The sequence below is a fragment of the Streptomyces sp. NPDC030183 genome (genome assembly GCF_055573455.1).
In genome coordinates this window covers 1-17,090 of record NZ_JBVIBK010000006.1, presented here as the reverse complement: position 1 = coordinate 17,090, position 17,090 = coordinate 1, and the positions used below count along the sequence as shown (strand labels likewise).

Here is a 17,090-nt window from a genome sequence, read left to right as displayed (position 1 = left end):
CTCGACCAAGGGCGGATGAACTGTGGCAGTGACCACCGACGAGACCGAAGAGCGGACGGACGCGTCCGAGCCGACGCCGAAGCGCCGTCGCATGGGACGGATCGCGATGGCGGTCAGTGTCTTCGGTGAACTGCTCATCACCGCGGGCGTGGTGCTGGGCCTGTTCGTCGTCTACTCGCTGTGGTGGACGAACGTCCTGGCCGACCGCGAGGCCGGCGAGGAGGCCGACAAGGTCCGCGACAACTGGGCGGCGGCGGACGACAGCCCCGGCGCCCTGGACACCAAGGACGGCATCGGTTTCCTGCATGTGCCGGCCATGGCGAACGGCGAGGTCCTGGTCAAGAAGGGCACATCGACCAAGATCCTCAACGGCGGTGTCGCCGGCTACTACACGAGCCCCATCAAGGCGACCCTCCCCACCTCCGACAAGGACGGCAATTTCACGCTCGCCGCCCACCGCGACGGCCACGGCGCCAAGTTCCACAACATCGACAAGCTGGAGAAGGGCGACCCGATCGTCTTCGAGACCCGGGACAACTGGTACGTCTACAAGGTCTACGACACCCTCTCCGAGACCTCGAAGTACAACGTCAAGGTCCTGTCGAGCATCCCCAGGGAATCCGGCAAGAAGAAGGCTGGCAAGTACATCACCCTCACCACCTGCACCCCCGTCTACACCTCCCGCCACCGGTACATCGTGTGGGGTGAGCTGGAGCGCGTGGAACGGGTGAACGCGGAACGCACCCTGCCGAAGGAACTCCGCTAGCCGCGCTGTTTCACGTGAAACGTCGGCATGGTGTCTGATGTCCGGCTCCGCCCTGAAAGGCGGCTCCTGGCCCTACCTCAGCAAAGACCGATGTCCGGCCCTACCTCAGCAAAACCAATGCCCGGCCCTTCAGCAGCAAAGACCGATGCCCGGCCCTTCAGCAGCAAAGACCGATGCCCGGCCCTTCTCAGAAAGGGCCGGGCATCGGTCTTGGTGCCGGGTGAGGTCCTGGTCAGTCCTCGAAGCGGGCGCCGGTGAGGCCTCCGAAGAAGCCGCCGTTGTTGCCGCCGTTGTTGTTGCCGCCGTTGTTGTTGCCGCCGAAGCTCACCGAGGCGAGGGTGATCGTCGTCTGGCTGGGCTCGGCGTCCTGGCCGCCGTCCGGGTCCTGGTCGGTCACCAGCGCGGTGTCGCTCTGGTCGCTGCCCTGGGCGAACTGGATGTTGGTGAAGCCGTTCTGCTGCAGAATCTGCTTCGCCTGACCCACGGTCTGGCCGACCACGTTCGGGACCTTGGTCTTCTTCTCCTCGGCCTTCTTGCCGATCTGGATGGTCACCGTGTCGCCCGGGTTGAGCTCGGTGCCCGCCTCCGGGTTGGTGGCGATGACCTTGCCGACCAGGTTGTCGTCGTCGGTTTCCACTTCGGTGCAGGTGCCGACGAGGCCGTTGGCCTGCATCTGCGCCTTGGCGTCGTCACAGCTACGGCCTTCGACGGTCGGCACGACGGACTTCTCCGCCTTCTTGGCCACCGTCAGCGTGACCGTGGAGCCCTTCTCGAGCTTGCCGCTGTCGGGGTCCTGGCTGGTCACGACGCCGGGCTTGCGGTCGGACTCCTCGTTCTTCCGCTCGACCTGGAAGCCCTTCTCCTCCAGCTGGGCCTTGGCCTCGCTGAACTGGAGTCCCGTGACGTCGGGGACGGAGACCTTCGGGGCGCCCGTGGAGATCACCAGGGCGATGGTGTCGCCCTTCTTCACGAGATCACCCGCAGCCGGATTCTGCTTGCAGACGCTGCCGGTCTTCTGGTTCTCGCAGGCTTCCTGGGTGGTCGTCACCTTCAGGTCGACGTTGTCCGCCGCCCGTCTGGCTTCCTTCTCCGTCTGGCCGATGAAGTTCGGGGCCTTGAGGGTGTCGCCGCCCGTGTCCCCACCGGCGAACATCCACCGGCCGATGAGGATCGCGCCCACCAGTACCAGCACGCCCGCGACGACCAGCAGGATCGTCGAGGTGTTGTTCTTCTTCTGCTGGCGGCGACGGCCCTGACGGTCGTCATAGCCGTAACCGTCGTCCCCGTTCATCGGGGGCAGCATCGTGGTGGCGCCGGCGTCCTGGGAACGCAGGGCGGTGGTCGCCTGGTCGTCCGGGTAGCCGCCGTAGCCGACCGAGCCCATGGCCGCGGTGGCCGCGACGGGCTGGCCGTCGAGGCACGCCTCGATGTCCGCGCGCATCTCGTCGGCGGACTGGTAGCGGTAGTCCGGGTCCTTGACCAGGGCACGCAGGACGATGGCGTCCATCTCCGGCGTGATCTCCGGGTCGAAGACGCTCGGCGGCTGCGGCTCCTCCCGTACGTGCTGGTAGGCGACCGCCACGGGGGAGTCGCCGACGAACGGGGGACGGACGGTCAGCAGCTCGTAGAGGAGACAGCCCGTGGAGTACAGGTCGGACCGGGCGTCCACCTGCTCGCCCTTGGCCTGCTCCGGGGAGAGGTACTGGGCGGTGCCGATGACGGCCGAGGTCTGCGTCATCGTCATACCGGAGTCGCCCATGGCGCGGGCGATACCGAAGTCCATCACCTTGACCTGGCCGTTGCGCGTCAGCATGACGTTGGCCGGCTTGATGTCGCGGTGGACGATGCCGTTGCGGTGGGCGTACTCCAGACCCTGGAGGATGCCGATGGTCATCTCCATGGCCCGCTCCGGCAGCAGCTTCCGGCCACTGTGGAGAAGCTCACGGAGGGTGGAGCCCTCGACGTACTCCATGACGATGTACGGGATCGAGACCCCGTCGATGTAGTCCTCGCCCGTGTCGTAGACCGCGACGATCGCGGGGTGGTTGAGCGAGGCGGCCGACTGGGCCTCCCGGCGGAACCGGGCCTGGAAGGTGGGGTCGCGCGCGAGGTCCGCTCGCAGCGTCTTCACCGCCACGGTGCGGCCGAGGCGGGTGTCCATCGCGAGGTAGACCTCCGCCATGCCACCACGGCCGAGCACCTGGCCCAGCTCGTACCGGCCGCCGAGGCGACGCGGCTCTTCCATAGCTTCCTACCAGCCCTCTCCGTCGGTCCCGACCGCACCTTTGTGTGGTCCGGCGGCTGTGCTCCGGGCATACGGTACCCGTCTCGCCTTTCATGACCTGGCCAACCGCGTCACCCGATACAGGACCGGTATCGCAACGTGCACCGATGTGGAGGTGACGTGAGCGGGGTCACTTCTTGCTGTTGATCACTGCCTGCATCACGCTCTTCGCGATCGGGGCGGCGAGACCGCCACCGGAGATTTCACCGCGGTTGGCGGAACCGTCCTCGACCACCACGGCCACGGCGACCGGCGAGCTGCCGTCGCTGAGCTTGGCGTACGAGATGAACCAGGCGTACGGCTTCTCCTTGTTGTTCACGCCGTGCTGGGCCGTACCGGTCTTGCCGCCGACGGTGACGCCGTCGATCTGGGCGTTCTTACCGGTGCCGTTCGTGACGACGGACTCCATCATCTTCTGGAGCTTCTGGGCTGTCTCCGGCGAGACGGCCTGGGAGAGCGACGCCGGGTCGTGCGACTCGATGACGTCGAGGTTGGAGGCGCGCAGCTGGTCGACCATGTACGGCTTCATCAGCTCGCCGTCGTTGGCGACCGCCGAGGCGACCATCGCCATCTGCAACGGGGTGGCCCGGTTGGAGGCCTGTCCGATGCCGGCCATCGCGTTCTGCGGACGGTTGTCCTCGGGGTAGACGCTCTCCGCGGCGCGGACGGGAGTGTCCAGCGTGGCGTTATTGAAGCCGAACTTCTCGGCCTGCTCGATCATCTTGTCGTTGCGGACGGAATCGGAGAGCTTGCCGAAAACCGTGTTGCAGGACTGCTCGAGCGCGTAGCGGAGGGTGGCGTTCTTGCACACGCCGTGCTCATTGGTGAGGGGGGTGGACGACTCCGGCAGCTTGTACGGGTCAGGTGTGTCCGTCTTGTCGTCGATGTCCGACACGACGCCGTTCTCCAGGGCCGCGGCGGCCGTGACCACCTTGAACGTGGAGCCCGGCGGGTAGGTCTCGCGCAGCGCGCGGTTCAGCATCGGCTTGTCGGGGTCCTTCTCCAGCTTCGAGAAGGTCTCGCTGTCCTTCTGGCTGATGCCGGCGAAGGTGGACGGGTCGTACGACGGCGTGGAGGCCAGGGCGAGGATCGCGCCGGTCTTCGGATCCAGCGCGGCGACGGCACCCTTCTTGTCGCCGAGACCCTTGAAGGCGGCCTTCTGCGCGGCGGCGTTGAGGGTGGTGACGACGCTGCCGCCCTCCTTCTTCTTACCGGTGATCATGTCCAGCGTGTTCCGGAAGAACAGCCGGTCGTCGTTACCGGTGAGGATGCCGTCCTCAAGGCTCTCCAGCTGGGTGGCGCCGACGATCTGGGAGGAGTACCCGGTGACCGGCGCCCACAGCTCGCCGTCCTTCCACGTGCGCTTGTACTTGTAGTCGAGCCCCTTGGAAGCGACGGACCCTGTGATGGCCTTGCCGTCGACGATGATGTCGCCGCGAGGCGTGGCGTAGCGCTCGATGGCGACGCGACGGTTGTTCTTGTCGGTGGCGAGCGAATCCGCTTGGACGTACTGGAGCCAGTTGCTGCGGATGAGCAGGGCGAGGACCAGGAGACCGCAGAAGATCGCGATCCGGCGCAGAGGCTTGTTCATGACGGACGAACCACCTGGGTCATCTCGGCGTCGGGATTGGCAGCAGGGGCGGGCGCGGGCCGTCGCGCGGTGTCACTGATTCTGATCAGAACGCCGATGAGCGCCCAGTTGGCGATGACGGATGAACCGCCGTAGGCGAGGAACGGCATCGTCATACCGGTCAGCGGGATGAGGCCCATCACACCGCCGGCGACGACGAAGACCTGGAGGGCGAACGCGCCGGACAGGCCGATGGCGAGCAGCTTGCCAAACGGGTCGCGGGCGGCGAGGGCGGTCCGGATGCCGCGCTCCACGATCAGACCGTAGATCAGCAGGATCGCCATCACGCCGGTCAGTCCCAGTTCCTCACCGAAGGTGGCGAGGATGAAGTCGGAGTTCGCTGCGAAGCGGATCAGCTCGGAGTGACCCTGGCCCCAGCCGGTGCCGAGGGTGCCGCCGGAACCGAAGGCCCACAGGGCTTCCATGGACTGTGCCGAGTGGCCGACCTGTGTCTTGGAGAGTTCCCACTCGCCCATGGGGTCCAGCCACGCCTGCACACGCTGCTGCACGTGGATCTCGAACGAGGCCACACCGACCGCTCCGGCCGCGGACATCAGCAGACCGAAGACGATCCAGCTGGTCCGCTCGGTCGCGACATAGAGCATGATCACGAACATGCCGAAGAACAGAAGAGACGTACCGAGGTCGGTCTCGAAGACCAGGATGAGGATCGAGATCGCCCAGACGACGATGATCGGGCCGAGGTCGCGGCCCCGCGGCAGGTAGAGGCCCATGAAGCGGCGGCTGGCCAGGGCGAGCGCGTCGCGCTTCACCATCAGGTAGCCGGCAAAGAAGATCGCCAGCACGATCTTGGCGAATTCGCCGGGCTGGATGGTGAAGCTGCCGACCTGGATCCAGATCTTGGCGCCGTAGGTGAGTTCCGCACCGAGACCTGGCACCAGGGGGAGCAGCAGCAGGACCAGTGCACCAGCCATGGAGATGTAGGTGTAGCGCTGGAGGGTGCGGTGGTCCTTCAGGAAGATCAGTACGGCGATGAAGAGGGCGATGCCCATCGCTGTGTAGACCAGCTGATTGGTCGCCTTGCCGCCGGCCTGTCCGATCTGCTGGAGCAGGGTCGACTGGTCCAGTCGCCAGATCGCCACCAGTCCCAACCCGTTCAGCAGTGTCGCCAGCGGCAGCATCAGCGGGTCCGCGTACGGCGCGAACTTGCGGATGACGAGGTGGCCGATGCCGGCCAGCACCCCGAGGCCGATGCCGTAGGCGGCCAGCCCGGCTGGCACCTGGTCGTTGAGTGCGAGCCCCACGGTGGCGTAGGCGAACACCGGGATGACGACCGCGAACGCCAGCAGCGCCAGTTCGGTGTTGCGGCGGCTCGGCGCGCCGATCGCGCCGATCGTGGACGTGTGCTGCGTCGACGTGTTGGTAGAACTGCTCATCGTGTGCGTGGGCCCCTCGCGGCTTGCCTACTGCTCACCGCACCGCGAGACCAGCTTCTGCTCCTCCTCCGAGAGGCTGGGGCCGGCTGACGGTGTGGGTGTGGACTGGGTCGGGCTCGGGGACGTCGATGGCGTCGACGTCGGGGACGGTGTGGCCTTGGACGTGAGGGAGGTCTTCGTGGTTCCCGTGACGCCCCCGGCCTCGCCCGCACCGGTCTTGGCGTTGTTGTCCGCCGCCTCACGGCGCTCGGCGTTCTTCTTGCACGCCGACGCCTGGGTGGCCAGTTCGTCGATCTTCTTCTTCGCCTTGTCCAGACCGCCCTCGGCGATCGTGGCCTCGACAAGCTTCTGCTGGTACGGCGGCAGGTACTTGAGTTCGATCTCGGGGTGGTCCTTCTCGACCTTCGAGAGCGAGATCCAGGCCAGGTCCTGGCTGATACCGCGGTACAGCGCCACATGGTCGTCGTTGGCGCCGACGTAGTACTGCGTCTGCGTCCAGCGGTACCCGCCGTAGAGGCCCCCGCCGAGCACGGCGAGGGCGAGGATGCCGAAGAAGGATCTCTTGAGCCACCTGCGCTTCTGGCGCGGCTTGACGAAGTCCGTGTCGGAGTAGTTCCCGAAACTGCCCGCCGCCGGCAGATACCCGGTGGTGTCGCCGGACCCGGGCGGCCCGAACTCGCCGCCACCGCCCTGTCCGTGCCCCTGGCGGCCGAGCCCGGAGGCGCGGCCGGCAGGGGTCTGCATGATGCCGTTGTCCTGGAGGTGGAGCTGGTTCTCGGCGACCGCGCCCACGACGACCGGGGTGTCGTGGAGCTGCCCGGCGAGGGTGTCGCCCGTGTCGAGGTCGAGGACGTCGGCGACGATGACCGTGATGTTGTCCGGGCCGCCGCCGCGCAGCGCCAGCTCGATCAGCTGCTGGACGGTCTCCTCGGGGCCCTGGTAGCTGGCGAGGGTGTCCTCCATCGTCTGGTGGGACACCACGCCGGACAGGCCGTCGGAGCAGATCAGATACCGGTCGCCGGCGCGGACCTCACGGATGGAGAGGTCGGGCTCGACGTGGTCGCCGCTGCCCAGCGCGCGCATCAGCAGGGAGCGCTGCGGGTGGGTCGTGGCCTCTTCCTCGGTGATGCGGCCCTCGTCGACCAGCCGCTGCACCCAGGTGTGGTCCTGGGTGATCTGGGTGAGGACGCCGTCGCGCAGGAGGTACGCGCGGGAGTCGCCGACGTGGACGAGACCGAGCCGCTGACCGGTCCACAGCAGGGCGGTGAGCGTGGTGCCCATGCCCTCCAGCTGCGGGTCCTCCTCGACCATGGCGCGCAGCTGCTCGTTGGCGCGCTGCACGGCGGTGCCGAGGGACGTCAAAATGTCGGAGCCCGGGATGTCGTCGTCGAGCGTGACGAGGGTGGAGATCACCTCGGAGGAGGCGACCTCACCGGCCGCCTGGCCGCCCATGCCGTCGGCGATCGCGAGCAGCCGCGGGCCGGCGTAGCCGGAGTCCTCGTTGCCCTCACGGATCATGCCTTTGTGCGATCCGGCGGCGAAGCGCAGTGACAGACTCATGCGCACCTCGCCCGTCGGCTCCGGGTACATCCGCACGGTGCCCACCCTCCGGTCGGGAGCGCGCCGGGGCCCCTGGTGGGGGCCGTCGCTGCGTGCTCGCTCCGCTCGCGCCTATTCATGATGTAGCACTACTTCCGCAGCTCGATGACGGTCTTGCCGATGCGGATCGGCGCGCCCAGCGGAATCGGCGTGGGGGTCGTCAGTCGGTTCCGGTCGAGATACGTGCCGTTGGTGGACCCCAGGTCCTCGACGATCCACTGGCCGTCGCGGTCCGGGTAGATCCGGGCGTGCCGGCTGGACGCGTAGTCGTCGTCCAGCACGATCGTGGAGTCGTGCGCGCGGCCCAGGGTGATGGTCTGGCCCTGCAGCGCGACGGTCGTCCCCGTCAGCGTGCCCTCGCTGACGACGAGCTTGGTCGGGGCGTTGCGCCCGCGGCGGCCGCTCGCGGCGGGCTGCTGGCCGCGCTGCTGCGGGGGCGCGGCCTGCCGGGCGGCGGTCTGCGGCCGCGCGCTCTCCCGGCGCGACCCCCGCTGGGTGACGCGCGTACCGAACAGGTCGCTGCGGATGACCTGCACGGCCACGATCACGAACAGCCACAGTACGGCCAGGAACCCCAGCCGCATGACCGTGAGGGTCAGCTCTGACATTGCCCCCGCTTCACCCTTCGGCTTGCCGGTAAATGATGGTGGTGCTGCCCACGACGATCCGCGAGCCGTCGCGGAGCGTAGCGCGGGTGGTGTGCTGCCCGTCCACCACGATGCCGTTGGTGGACCCGAGATCCTGGATCGTCGAGGGCGTTCCGGTCCGGATCTCGCAGTGCCGGCGGGACACGCCGGGGTCGTCGATCCGCACGTCGGCTTCGGTGCTGCGGCCCAGCACCAGCGTCGGGCGGGAGATCTGATGGCGCGTGCCGTTGATCTCGATCCAGTAGCGCGTGCGTCCAGCGGCGCCCGGGGCTGCCCCGGCGCGCTGGAGGTAGGGGGCCGAGCCGGGACGGCCGCCGGGCGGCGGCGTGGCCGGCATGGGCGGGGCGCCGGCGGGCGCGCCGGTGGGCGGGTAGCCGTAGCCGCCGGGGCGGCCGCCCGCGGGGCTCGCGGGGGCGCCGCCGGGGGCCTGCTGGTTGGTGGAGGAGGCGAGCGTACGGCTGCGCACCCGGTACAGGCCGGTGTCGAGGTCGTCCGCCTTCTCCAGGTGGACCTTGATGGGGCCCATGAAGGTGTACCGCTGCTGCTTGGCGTAGTCGCGCACCATGCCGGCGAGCTCGTCGCCGAGCTGGCCGGAGTAGGGGCTGAGGCGCTCGTAGTCGGGCGTGCTCAGTTCCACGATGAAGTCGTTGGGGACGACCGTGCGGTCGCGGTTCCAGATGGTCGCGTTGTTGTCGCACTCCCGCTGGAGCGCTCCCGCGATCTCCACGGGCTGGACCTCGGACTTGAACACCTTGGCGAAGGTGCCGTTGACCAGACCTTCGAGACGCTGCTCGAACTTCTTCAGGACTCCCATGGGGCACCTCCTCCGTCGTCACCGCTCTGAGTACTGCGTCCGTACTGCTTACTGATCGTATCCACGCGCCGGGAAATCGGCTGGTTCCCCCGGTCGGCCTCGTCGACCGGTGTCACCGGCGCCGACGCCCACTGAGGTCCCCTCCCGGCTTCCCACCGGAGCTCCTCTTCGAACTACCCCTGTCCGAACTCTGCCAAGGATCGTAGAGGCGGCACGAGACCAGTGTCCCGCACCCGGCTGTGCACCCTGCCCTCCTCCAGTGGAGATGGCCGGGACCGGTACGAGGTTGATACGTGAACCAGCACTCGTTGATACGTGGCGGAACGGGGCAGGTGTTCGGTCCCGCTGGTCGGCCCGAACCCGGCGGGGACGGGGTGGGAGCGGCCAGGGACAAGGGATGTGAACCCACCCTCTCCACCGTGCTAATCTTCTGGATGTCGGAAGGCGCCAGCACCGAAAGGGCAGGGCCTGAGGACACACCCAATGCGCGGGTGGCGGAATAGGCAGACGCGCTGGATTCAGGTTCCAGTGCCCGCAAGGGCGTGGGGGTTCAACTCCCCCCTCGCGCACAGCGAAGCGGTCCCATCGTGAAGACGATGGGACCGCTTCTTTTTGCTCTGGGGGCCCACCGAGGCCCGGCCACCGGGTGTCCGTGAAGTGTGAGGAGTCTCTCAGGGGGCTCGGTAAGGGCTTTCGCCCTTTGGTGGCGCGGGACGGCGTGGGGGCGTGTTGATTCTCCAGTGCGCGGGCGGGGGCATGTTTCACGTGAAACGTCGCAGAGCGGTCGTATCGCTGACGTTCTACGTGAAGCTCTCCCTGAAGCAGTGCGGGACGTGGCTGGTGAAGCGGCGGGCTCGGACCAGTAGGTCCTGGTAGACGGGGTGCTCGGCGATGGCGGGCTGCGGCCCGGGGGTGGGAGAGGGGGGAACGCGGTCGGAACCGGCGATCAGGCCGGTCCGTGTGTGCCATATGACCGCGTGGAACTCCTGGTGCTCGCCCTCGGAGTGGGGGCGGGGCTGCAAGGTGTCGAACTCGTTTGGGCTGTCCATGGTCCGGACAGGATCAGCCGGTCGGCCTGCGCCTCGGCCACCCGCCGCAGGGGTGGGGGCGCGGGTGAGGTGGCTGACCAGCGTCGATCACGGTCACCTGCCGGTCGATTCTCCCTGGCTCGTGGGGGCGCACGTTGCCGGGTTCGCGCCGGTCCGCCGGGCGTGCGCGGGTGAGGAGAAGCCTCTGGCCGGGCGTGGAGTCGCTGGATTCTCGTCAGTACCGTTGACGCTCGCTCACTTCGTACCTATCTTCCGGTCGGCAAATCGCACAACGTTCGTCATGTCGAATGATGAATGTCTGGCGACCGCCGGGTTCCGGGTGACCGTCAACGGCAGTGCGGTGGGCGGGACGCCGGAGGCCGGGAGCTACTTCACGATCCCGTCCCGCACCTGGCGCGGCGGGGACGTCGTGCGCGTGACGAATCCCGTTCCGGCTGCGCGTGGAGAAGGCCCTGGACGACCCGTCCCTGCAGACCCTGTTCCACGGACCGGTCAACCTGGTCGGCAGGAACGCCAGTACGAGCTACCTGTCGTTCGGTCCGTACCGCGACGCCGGTCTCTCCGGTGACCTGCTGCCCTCCCTGACGCCGGTGGACGGAAAGCCGCTGCACTACACACTGGACGGCACCGAGTTCGCGCCGTTCCACGAGGGGACCGAGGACCCGACGCACGCGTACTTCCGGCGCTTCGAACCGAAGGTCGCCTTCGGCGGCACCGACGCGGGCGTGGCCAACCCGGCGAGGCCCGACGGGACGACCCTGCTCGACGAGATCTGGGCGGGGGCGCCGTTCGCAGACAAGGGCGCGCTGGTCGCGCGCGTGCGGGCGACCGTGCACTCCTGGGTGTCGGCCGGGCTGCTCGGCCGGGCCGACGGGGAGCGGGTCGTCATGACCGCGCGGAACGCGTCGTACGGGGCCTGAGTGCCGCGCACCGACGCGCCGGGCAGTTACGCGGCCAGGCGTTCCGCGAGGGTCTTCGCTTTGGTGGCCGCGGCGTCGAGGGCCTGGGCGCGGGATGCCTCGGAGAGCGGGACCAGTTCGCTCATCGCCGGGTTGTGCGGGGCCATGGTCAGCTCCGGGACGATGAAGTCGACCTCCAGGCCGAGCGCGTCGGCGAGTACGGCGGTCAGGTAGTTCTGCACGTACTCGTAGGGCTCGCGCGGTGTGCCCGGCGCGTAGGAGCCGCCGCGGCTGGCGACGACGGTGACGGGGGTGCCCTTCGCCTTCGCGTTCTCGTTCATGGCGGTGCGGCCGATGAGGACCACGTTGTCCAGCCATGCCTTGAGGGTCGACGGGATCGAGTAGTTGTACATCGGGGCGCCGATCAGGATGGCGTCGGCCTGCTCGAGTTCCGCGATGAGCTTCTCGCGCTCGGCGAAGGCGGCGGCCTGGGCCGGGGTGTGGGTGGCCGGATCGGCGAAGCCGGCGGTGTGCGCGTCGGCGCTGATGTGCGGCACGGGGTCGAGGTGCAGGTCGCGGTAGATGACCGTGCCGTCCGGATGCTGTTCCTCCCATGCCTTGCGGAAGGTCTCCGTCACCGCGCGCGACGTCGAGGCGCCGGCGGGAAAAACGGACGAGTCCAGGTGGAGAAGGGTGGCCATGGAGCACTCCAAGGAGGTCGCTTCGTTTCCGTACTCGACTATGGATAACACAGTCACTTACTTTTTTTCACCCCCGAACGGTAGGCCAGTACGCTGGACACATGGCGGAAAAGCAGCAGGAGCTCCATGGCGCCGGTCCGTGCCAGCCGGTCGGAGAAGGCATCACGCGTGTGTTCGCTCTGCTCGGAAAACGTTGGACGGGCCTGATCGTGGCCGCGCTGATGCCGCACCCCGCGCACTTCGTCGACCTGCGCCGGGCGATCCCCGGCATCAGCGAGCGCATGCTCTCCGACCGCCTCACGGAACTCGCCGCGGCCGGCCTCGTCCTGCGCGAGGTCGACGAGGGGCCGCCCCTGCGGGTCACCTACCGTCTGACCGAGGCGGGCGCCGCACTGGAGCCGGCGCTCCAGGAGCTCGCCGCCTGGGCCAAGATCCACCTGCCGCGTAGCCGGCCGTGCGCGGGGGTGGTGCGCGAGTAAGGCGAGGCGCAGGCCGGGGCGCAGGACGGGAGAGGGCGAGGTTTTCCACAGGCGGGCCGGGACCGAGTGCGAGACCGGGTGCGGAGTTGTCCACAGGGTCTGACGGGTTTCGGCCACCGGCTGTACCGTCATCACGAGTTGATGTCCGTGCGGGGACATGTGCGGGGGAGGCGGTCGCTGTGATCGAAGACGGTGTGACGACGGTGGGGGCCGAGGCCGGTACGGAGGCGACCGGGTCCGGGGGGCGGGCGGGCCAGGGACGGGTGCCGTGGGTGCCCGGGTTCGCGCGGTGGCCCTCGCAGGGGTCGCCCAAGGAGGAGGGCAAGGCCCTGCGCGAGCGCGTGCCGCGCGACACGCACGCCGACCTGACCCTCACCACCGACCGGCCCGACGCCGTGACGGCGGTCGAGGAGTCCAACCGCGGCCGCATCGCCGCGCTCACGCCCATACGGGTCGGCCGGATGGCGGCCACCCCGTTCGCGTTCCTGCGCGGCTCGGCCGGCCTCATGGCCCACGACCTCGCCCGTACGCCGATGACCGGCATCGGCACCCAGCTCTGCGGCGACGCCCACGCGGCGAACTTCGGCCTCTACGGAGACGCCCGCGGCGGCCTCGTCATCGACCTCAACGACTTCGACGAGACCGTGCACGGCCCCTGGGAATGGGACCTCAAGCGCCTCGCCACCTCACTCGTGCTCGCCGGCCGCGAGGCGGGGGCGGACGAGGACACCTGCCGCAAGGCGGCGCTCGACGCGACCGGCGCCTACCGGCGCACGATGCGACTCCTCGCCAAGCTCCCGGCCCTCGACGCGTGGAACGCCATCGCCGACGAGGAACTCGTCTCGCACACCGACGCGCACGACCTGCTCGGCACGCTGGACCGGGTCTCGGAGAAGGCACGGGCCAACACGAGCGGACGGTTCGCGGCCAAGTCGACCGAGGCGGTGGAGGGCGGCGGACGGCGCTTCGTGGACGCCCCGCCGGTGCTGCGCCGGGTGGACGACGCGGAGGCCGCGGCGGTCGCCGCCTCGCTGGAGCCTTACCTGACCACGATCTCGGAGGACCGGCACCCGCTGCTCGCCCGCTACGCCGTGCAGGACGTGGCGTTCCGCGTGGTCGGCACCGGCAGCGTCGGCACCCGCTCCTACGTGGTGCTGTTGCTGGACCACCGGGGCGAGCCGCTCGTGCTCCAGGTGAAGGAGGCCCGGCCCTCGGCGCTCGAACCGCATCTCGTGACCGCCGGTTTCGATGTTCCGGACGTGGCTCACGAGGGCCGTCGTGTGGTCCTCGGCCAGAAGCGCATGCAGGTGGTCAGCGACATGCTGCTCGGCTGGACGACCGTGGACGGCCACCCCTTCCAGGTCCGGCAGTTCCGCAACCGCAAGGGCAGCGTCGACCCCGCGGCCCTCGCGGCCGACCAGGTCGACGACTACGGCCGGATGACCGGCGCGCTGCTGGCCCGTGCCCACGCCCACAACGCCGACCCCCGGCTCATCGCCGGTTACTGCGGCAAGAACGAGGAGCTCGACGAGGCCGTGGCGACGTTCGCCGTCACCTACGCCGACCGCACGGAGGCGGACCACGCGGACCTGGTGGCGGCCGTGCGGGCGGGGCGGATCGCGGCGGAGGTCGGGGTGTGACGGGGAGCCGGGGCAGGACGAGGGCCGGCGCGGTGTGAGGGGGGTCGGCGAGCGGTATAGGGGGTGCGGTCGGTTCCGGCGCTGTTTCGGCTTCGTCGCCTGCGCCCGGTGCCTGCGCCCGGTGCCTGCGCCGGATGCCTGCGCCGGGTGCCTCCGGGCGGGCTCGGTGGCGCTCGGAGTCGTGGCCTAGGCTGGGTCGGGTGACGAGCCCGGAAGCCGATCAGACCCAGTCCGAGCGCCCTGCCGAACCTGTGGAGTCCGCTGGGGGCCCGGGGCAGGCCGGGGGCGCGTCAGTCGAGGACCTGTCAGCGCCGGGGGCGTCGGCCGCGGGCGGGTCAACCGCCGGCGCGTCAGCTGATGGTTCGCAGTCCGTCGACGGTGCCGCTTCCGGCGCGGGCGCGGGGGCTGGTGACGGCGCCGGGGGCGAGCGGCCCGAGGAGCGGCTGGAGCGGGCCGTGCGGGCGGCCGAGCAGGCGTTGATCGAGTACGAGATCGCGGTGGAGACCTTCCGGGTCGAGGTGGAGAACTTCTCCCGGTTGCACCACCAGAAGCTCGGACCCATGTACGCCCGGCTCGACGAGCTGGACGCCCAGATCGCGGAGGCCAAGGCCGCACGGACCGGCGACCCCGAGGACCTGCGCAAGGCGCAGGAGGCGCGGGCGCGGGTCATGCCCATGCCGGGCGTGGAGGAGCTGTTCCACGGCTGGATGGACTCCGAGGGTCTGTTCCCGGAGGCCGCGGCCATGCTCACCGACCAGGCGGTACAACCCCCGGAGCGGGTGCGTCCGAGCGACGAGGCCCGTCGGCTCTACCGCGAGCTGGTCCGCAAGGCACACCCCGACCTGGCCCAGGACGACCAGGAGCGCGAGCGGCGCGACGCGTTCATAGCCCGGGTCAACGCGGCGTACGGGCGGGGTGACGAGACGCTGCTGCGGGAGCTGTCGCAGGAGTGGGCCGCGGGTCCCGTGCCCGAGGAGCGCCGGCCCAGCCGCAGTGAGGAGCTGTACGCGCGCCTCGAATGGCTGGCCCAGCGCAAGGAACTGCTCACCGTTGTCGCCCGCGACCTGGAGGAGGGCGCCATCGGCTCCATGCTCCGCATCGCCCCGGACGACCCCGACCGCCTCCTCGACGAGATCGCCGAACAGCTGCTGGCGGAAGTCGCCCAGCGGGAGGCCGAACTGGCGGGGCTGCTCGGGCAGGGCGGCTGAGGCCGGTAGCCATACGGGCTGACGTGGCCGCTCCGGCCAGGGTTGTCAGTGCCTGGGAGGGCTCGGCGGCGGTGAGGGCTCGGCGGCGGTGTATGGGCGTGTGGTCGGGTAGCGTCGTAGGCATGCATTTCGGAGCTGGTGTGCCCACGGTCGAGGTCGGGGACCTCAAGGACGACGACTTCCTGCTCGACGTCCGGGAGGACGACGAGTGGCAGGCGGGTCATGCCGAAGGGGCGCTGCACATCCCGATCAGCGAGTTCGTGGCGCGGTACGGCGAGCTGACCGAGGCGGCGCCGCAGGACGGCAGGGTTCATGTGATCTGCCGCTCGGGCGGGCGTTCGGCGCAGGTCACCATGTACCTGGTCCAGCAGGGCATCGACGCCGTGAACGTCGACGGCGGCATGCAGGTCTGGGCGGCCGCCGGACGACCGGTGGTGAACGACAAGGGTGAGAGCGGGTTCGTTCTCTAGGGAACGGGCTTGTTCTCCCGGGTCGAGGGCCTTCAACGCTTCAGGGGGCGCGCGGGGTACTCGCGCGCCCCTTTTGTCGGTGTGCGCGGCGCTCAGCTCAGCGGGTGTGCTGCCAGGAGATCCCCCAGGGCCTCCTCGTACGCCGCTGCCGGTCCGAGCGAGAGTTCGAGGTGCTTGGCCCAGGCGTGATAGCGGTGCAGGGGGTAGTCGACGTCGGCACCGAAGCCTCCGTGCAGGTGTTGCGCGGTCTGTACGACCCGTCGTACGCCCTCGGAGGCCCAGATCTTCGCGACCGCGACATCCCCGGCCGGGGGCAGGGCACCCGCCGCTCCGGAGCTGATGCGCCAGGCGGCCTGCCAGAGGGTGGCCTCCATGGCGCGGAGGTCGATGTAGCGGTCGGCGGCCTGTACGGCGACGGCCTGGAACGAGGCGATCGGGTGCCCGAACTGCTCCCGCTTGCCGGTGTATTCGCCGGTCATGCTCAGGACGCCCTCCCCCAGACCGAGGGCCAGCGCACATGTGCCGGTGGTCAGTAGTTCGCGGAGCCCTTCCCAGGCGCCCTCCGCGTCGATGACGTCCCGTGCGGCGATCCGGGCCGATTCCAGCCGTAGCTCGGCGAGCCGCTCGCCCGCCGTCGAGAACTGCTCGGCGAGGGTGACGCCCCCGTGGACGCGGGGGACGAGAGCGAGCAGGACGTTGTGGGCGCCGACCGGGGACGTGGCGGGGACGACGATGTAGTCGGCGTCGAACGCCCAGGGCACCGCCGTCTGCACTCCGTCGAGGACCCACGTTCCGTCCGCGTCCCGCTGGGCTGTGACGGCGAGTTCGGCCGGGTCGTGGCCCGTGCGGCCCTGGGCGGCGACGGTCAGGACGACCTCGCCCCGTCCGGCCCGGGCGAGCAGGTCGGCCTTCGCCTCCTCGCTGCCGTGCGTCTGTATGGTCACGGCGGCCGCGCTGGTCTCCAGCAACGGAACCCTGGCAAGGACCTTCGCCGACTCGCGCAGCACCAGGCACAGTGCGATCGCGTCGAGCCCCGACCCGCCGTAGGAGGGGTCCAGTAGGAGGCTGAGGAGATCCGCGTCGGCCAGTCGCGTCCACAGGGGTCGGTCGAAGTCGTCGGCCACCGCCCCTGGCACGAGTGAGGGGCTCGGCACCCCGTCCGGTGCGACCCCGGCGAACACCGCCCTCGCCGCCTCGGCCGCCGCCTGCTGCTCCTCGGTGAAGGTGAAGTCCACGGTTCCGCCCTTCCGTGTCGCCGATGACGGAGCGTCAAGATAGAACAGGTTCTAGAAGAAGGGAATGACGGCGTGGGATCGGAGAGGAAGGCCAGGAGAAGGGCGGCAGTCCCTGACCCGATCCCGATCTCGGGGACGGCCAGCAGCCACGATCCTGGCCTTGGGGGCCCGCCCCAGCCCCGTTATGTTTTTCGCGGTCCTGCAAGAGGGCCGCTGGCCTCCGGGCCCGGCATGACTGTTGCCCCCTGTCGATGGGATGACCTGGGGGGTGG

General features: G+C 69.5%; 14 protein-coding genes, 1 tRNA gene and 1 pseudogene. 7 read left to right on the top strand and 9 right to left on the bottom strand.

Translation table 11 applies throughout. The features are described from left to right. Positions 1-22 precede the first annotated feature (22 nt). Positions 23-766 carry a class E sortase gene (locus tag ACZ4Z2_RS08685; protein ID WP_468073794.1) on the top strand — a complete coding sequence of 248 codons (744 nt, stop codon included), beginning with the start codon at positions 23-25 and terminating at the stop codon, positions 764-766. 232 nt (positions 767-998) lie between these two features. Here the strand turns inward: ACZ4Z2_RS08685 and pknB are convergent, their stop codons facing one another. From pknB to ACZ4Z2_RS08655, 6 genes are all read right to left on the bottom strand, one after another. Then, positions 999-3,011, bottom strand: a complete 2,013-nt coding sequence (pknB, locus tag ACZ4Z2_RS08680; RefSeq protein ID WP_468073792.1) for a Stk1 family PASTA domain-containing Ser/Thr kinase — start codon at positions 3,009-3,011, stop codon at positions 999-1,001. Positions 3,012-3,180: 169 nt separating this feature from the next. After that, positions 3,181-4,641: a peptidoglycan D,D-transpeptidase FtsI family protein gene (locus tag ACZ4Z2_RS08675; RefSeq protein WP_468073790.1), complete on the bottom strand. Its 1,461-nt coding sequence runs from the start codon at positions 4,639-4,641 to the stop codon at positions 3,181-3,183. Then, on the bottom strand, positions 4,638-6,077 hold the full coding sequence (locus ACZ4Z2_RS08670) for an FtsW/RodA/SpoVE family cell cycle protein (protein ID WP_468073788.1): 1,440 nt from the start codon (positions 6,075-6,077) through the stop codon (positions 4,638-4,640). The genes ACZ4Z2_RS08675 and ACZ4Z2_RS08670 overlap by 4 nt, the downstream gene beginning before the upstream one ends. 27 nt (positions 6,078-6,104) lie before the next feature. Then, positions 6,105-7,637 (bottom strand): Stp1/IreP family PP2C-type Ser/Thr phosphatase, encoded by a 1,533-nt coding sequence (locus tag ACZ4Z2_RS08665; protein WP_468073786.1) that lies wholly within the window; start codon positions 7,635-7,637, stop codon positions 6,105-6,107. Positions 7,638-7,765: 128 nt separating this feature from the next. Continuing rightward, positions 7,766-8,284, bottom strand: coding sequence for an FHA domain-containing protein FhaB/FipA (locus ACZ4Z2_RS08660; protein WP_468073784.1), 519 nt, complete (start codon positions 8,282-8,284; stop codon positions 7,766-7,768). A gap of 10 nt (positions 8,285-8,294) precedes the next feature. Next, the gene (locus ACZ4Z2_RS08655) at positions 8,295-9,137 is read right to left on the bottom strand and encodes an FhaA domain-containing protein (protein WP_468073782.1); all 843 of its coding nucleotides are present in this window, start codon (positions 9,135-9,137) and stop codon (positions 8,295-8,297) included. 485 nt (positions 9,138-9,622) lie between these two features. Between ACZ4Z2_RS08655 and ACZ4Z2_RS08650 the strand changes: the two genes are divergently transcribed. Further along, positions 9,623-9,706, top strand: a tRNA-Leu gene (locus tag ACZ4Z2_RS08650). A 231-nt stretch (positions 9,707-9,937) separates the two neighbouring features. Here ACZ4Z2_RS08650 and ACZ4Z2_RS08645 read toward each other — a convergent pair. After that, positions 9,938-10,186: a hypothetical protein gene (locus ACZ4Z2_RS08645; RefSeq protein WP_468073780.1), complete on the bottom strand. Its 249-nt coding sequence runs from the start codon at positions 10,184-10,186 to the stop codon at positions 9,938-9,940. Positions 10,187-10,487: 301 nt separating this feature from the next. Here ACZ4Z2_RS08645 and ACZ4Z2_RS08640 point away from each other — a divergent pair. Then, a pseudogene (locus ACZ4Z2_RS08640) lies at positions 10,488-11,106 on the top strand (beta-L-arabinofuranosidase domain-containing protein); the annotation flags it as partial. Positions 11,107-11,132: 26 nt separating this feature from the next. On the opposite strand, the gene ACZ4Z2_RS08635 reads toward ACZ4Z2_RS08640, so the two are convergent. Continuing rightward, positions 11,133-11,786 (bottom strand): FMN-dependent NADH-azoreductase, encoded by a 654-nt coding sequence (locus tag ACZ4Z2_RS08635; RefSeq protein ID WP_468073778.1) that lies wholly within the window; start codon positions 11,784-11,786, stop codon positions 11,133-11,135. Positions 11,787-11,887: 101 nt separating this feature from the next. Here ACZ4Z2_RS08635 and ACZ4Z2_RS08630 point away from each other — a divergent pair, with 101 nt between their 5' ends. From ACZ4Z2_RS08630 to ACZ4Z2_RS08615, 4 genes are all read left to right on the top strand, one after another. Then, positions 11,888-12,265, top strand: coding sequence for a winged helix-turn-helix transcriptional regulator (locus ACZ4Z2_RS08630; RefSeq protein WP_468073776.1), 378 nt, complete (start codon positions 11,888-11,890; stop codon positions 12,263-12,265). Positions 12,266-12,468: 203 nt separating this feature from the next. After that, positions 12,469-13,905: a DUF2252 domain-containing protein gene (locus ACZ4Z2_RS08625; RefSeq protein WP_468074180.1), complete on the top strand. Its 1,437-nt coding sequence runs from the start codon at positions 12,469-12,471 to the stop codon at positions 13,903-13,905. Between the two features lie 200 nt (positions 13,906-14,105). After that, positions 14,106-15,113 carry a J domain-containing protein gene (locus ACZ4Z2_RS08620; RefSeq protein ID WP_468073774.1) on the top strand — a complete coding sequence of 336 codons (1,008 nt, stop codon included), beginning with the start codon at positions 14,106-14,108 and terminating at the stop codon, positions 15,111-15,113. A 140-nt stretch (positions 15,114-15,253) separates the two neighbouring features. Beyond that, positions 15,254-15,583, top strand: a complete 330-nt coding sequence (locus ACZ4Z2_RS08615; RefSeq protein WP_468074178.1) for a rhodanese-like domain-containing protein — start codon at positions 15,254-15,256, stop codon at positions 15,581-15,583. A 92-nt stretch (positions 15,584-15,675) separates the two neighbouring features. Here ACZ4Z2_RS08615 and ACZ4Z2_RS08610 read toward each other — a convergent pair whose 3' ends face one another. Next, positions 15,676-16,818: an acyl-CoA dehydrogenase family protein gene (locus ACZ4Z2_RS08610; RefSeq protein WP_468073772.1), complete on the bottom strand. Its 1,143-nt coding sequence runs from the start codon at positions 16,816-16,818 to the stop codon at positions 15,676-15,678. Positions 16,819-17,090 lie beyond the last annotated feature (272 nt).

What these genes read in the sequence shown, in the direction of transcription:
- pknB (WP_468073792.1), bottom strand. Translation starts at nt 3,011, where the DNA reads ATGGAAGAGCCGCGTCGCCTCGGCGGCCGGTACGAGCTGGGCCAGGTG.
- ACZ4Z2_RS08675 (WP_468073790.1), bottom strand. Translation starts at nt 4,641, where the DNA reads ATGAACAAGCCTCTGCGCCGGATCGCGATCTTCTGCGGTCTCCTGGTC.
- ACZ4Z2_RS08670 (WP_468073788.1), bottom strand. Translation starts at nt 6,077, where the DNA reads ATGAGCAGTTCTACCAACACGTCGACGCAGCACACGTCCACGATCGGC.
- ACZ4Z2_RS08665 (WP_468073786.1), bottom strand. Translation starts at nt 7,637, where the DNA reads ATGAGTCTGTCACTGCGCTTCGCCGCCGGATCGCACAAAGGCATGATC.
- ACZ4Z2_RS08660 (WP_468073784.1), bottom strand. Translation starts at nt 8,284, where the DNA reads ATGTCAGAGCTGACCCTCACGGTCATGCGGCTGGGGTTCCTGGCCGTA.
- ACZ4Z2_RS08655 (WP_468073782.1), bottom strand. Translation starts at nt 9,137, where the DNA reads ATGGGAGTCCTGAAGAAGTTCGAGCAGCGTCTCGAAGGTCTGGTCAAC.
- ACZ4Z2_RS08645 (WP_468073780.1), bottom strand. Translation starts at nt 10,186, where the DNA reads ATGGACAGCCCAAACGAGTTCGACACCTTGCAGCCCCGCCCCCACTCC.
- ACZ4Z2_RS08635 (WP_468073778.1), bottom strand. Translation starts at nt 11,786, where the DNA reads ATGGCCACCCTTCTCCACCTGGACTCGTCCGTTTTTCCCGCCGGCGCC.
- ACZ4Z2_RS08630 (WP_468073776.1), top strand. Translation starts at nt 11,888, where the DNA reads ATGGCGGAAAAGCAGCAGGAGCTCCATGGCGCCGGTCCGTGCCAGCCG.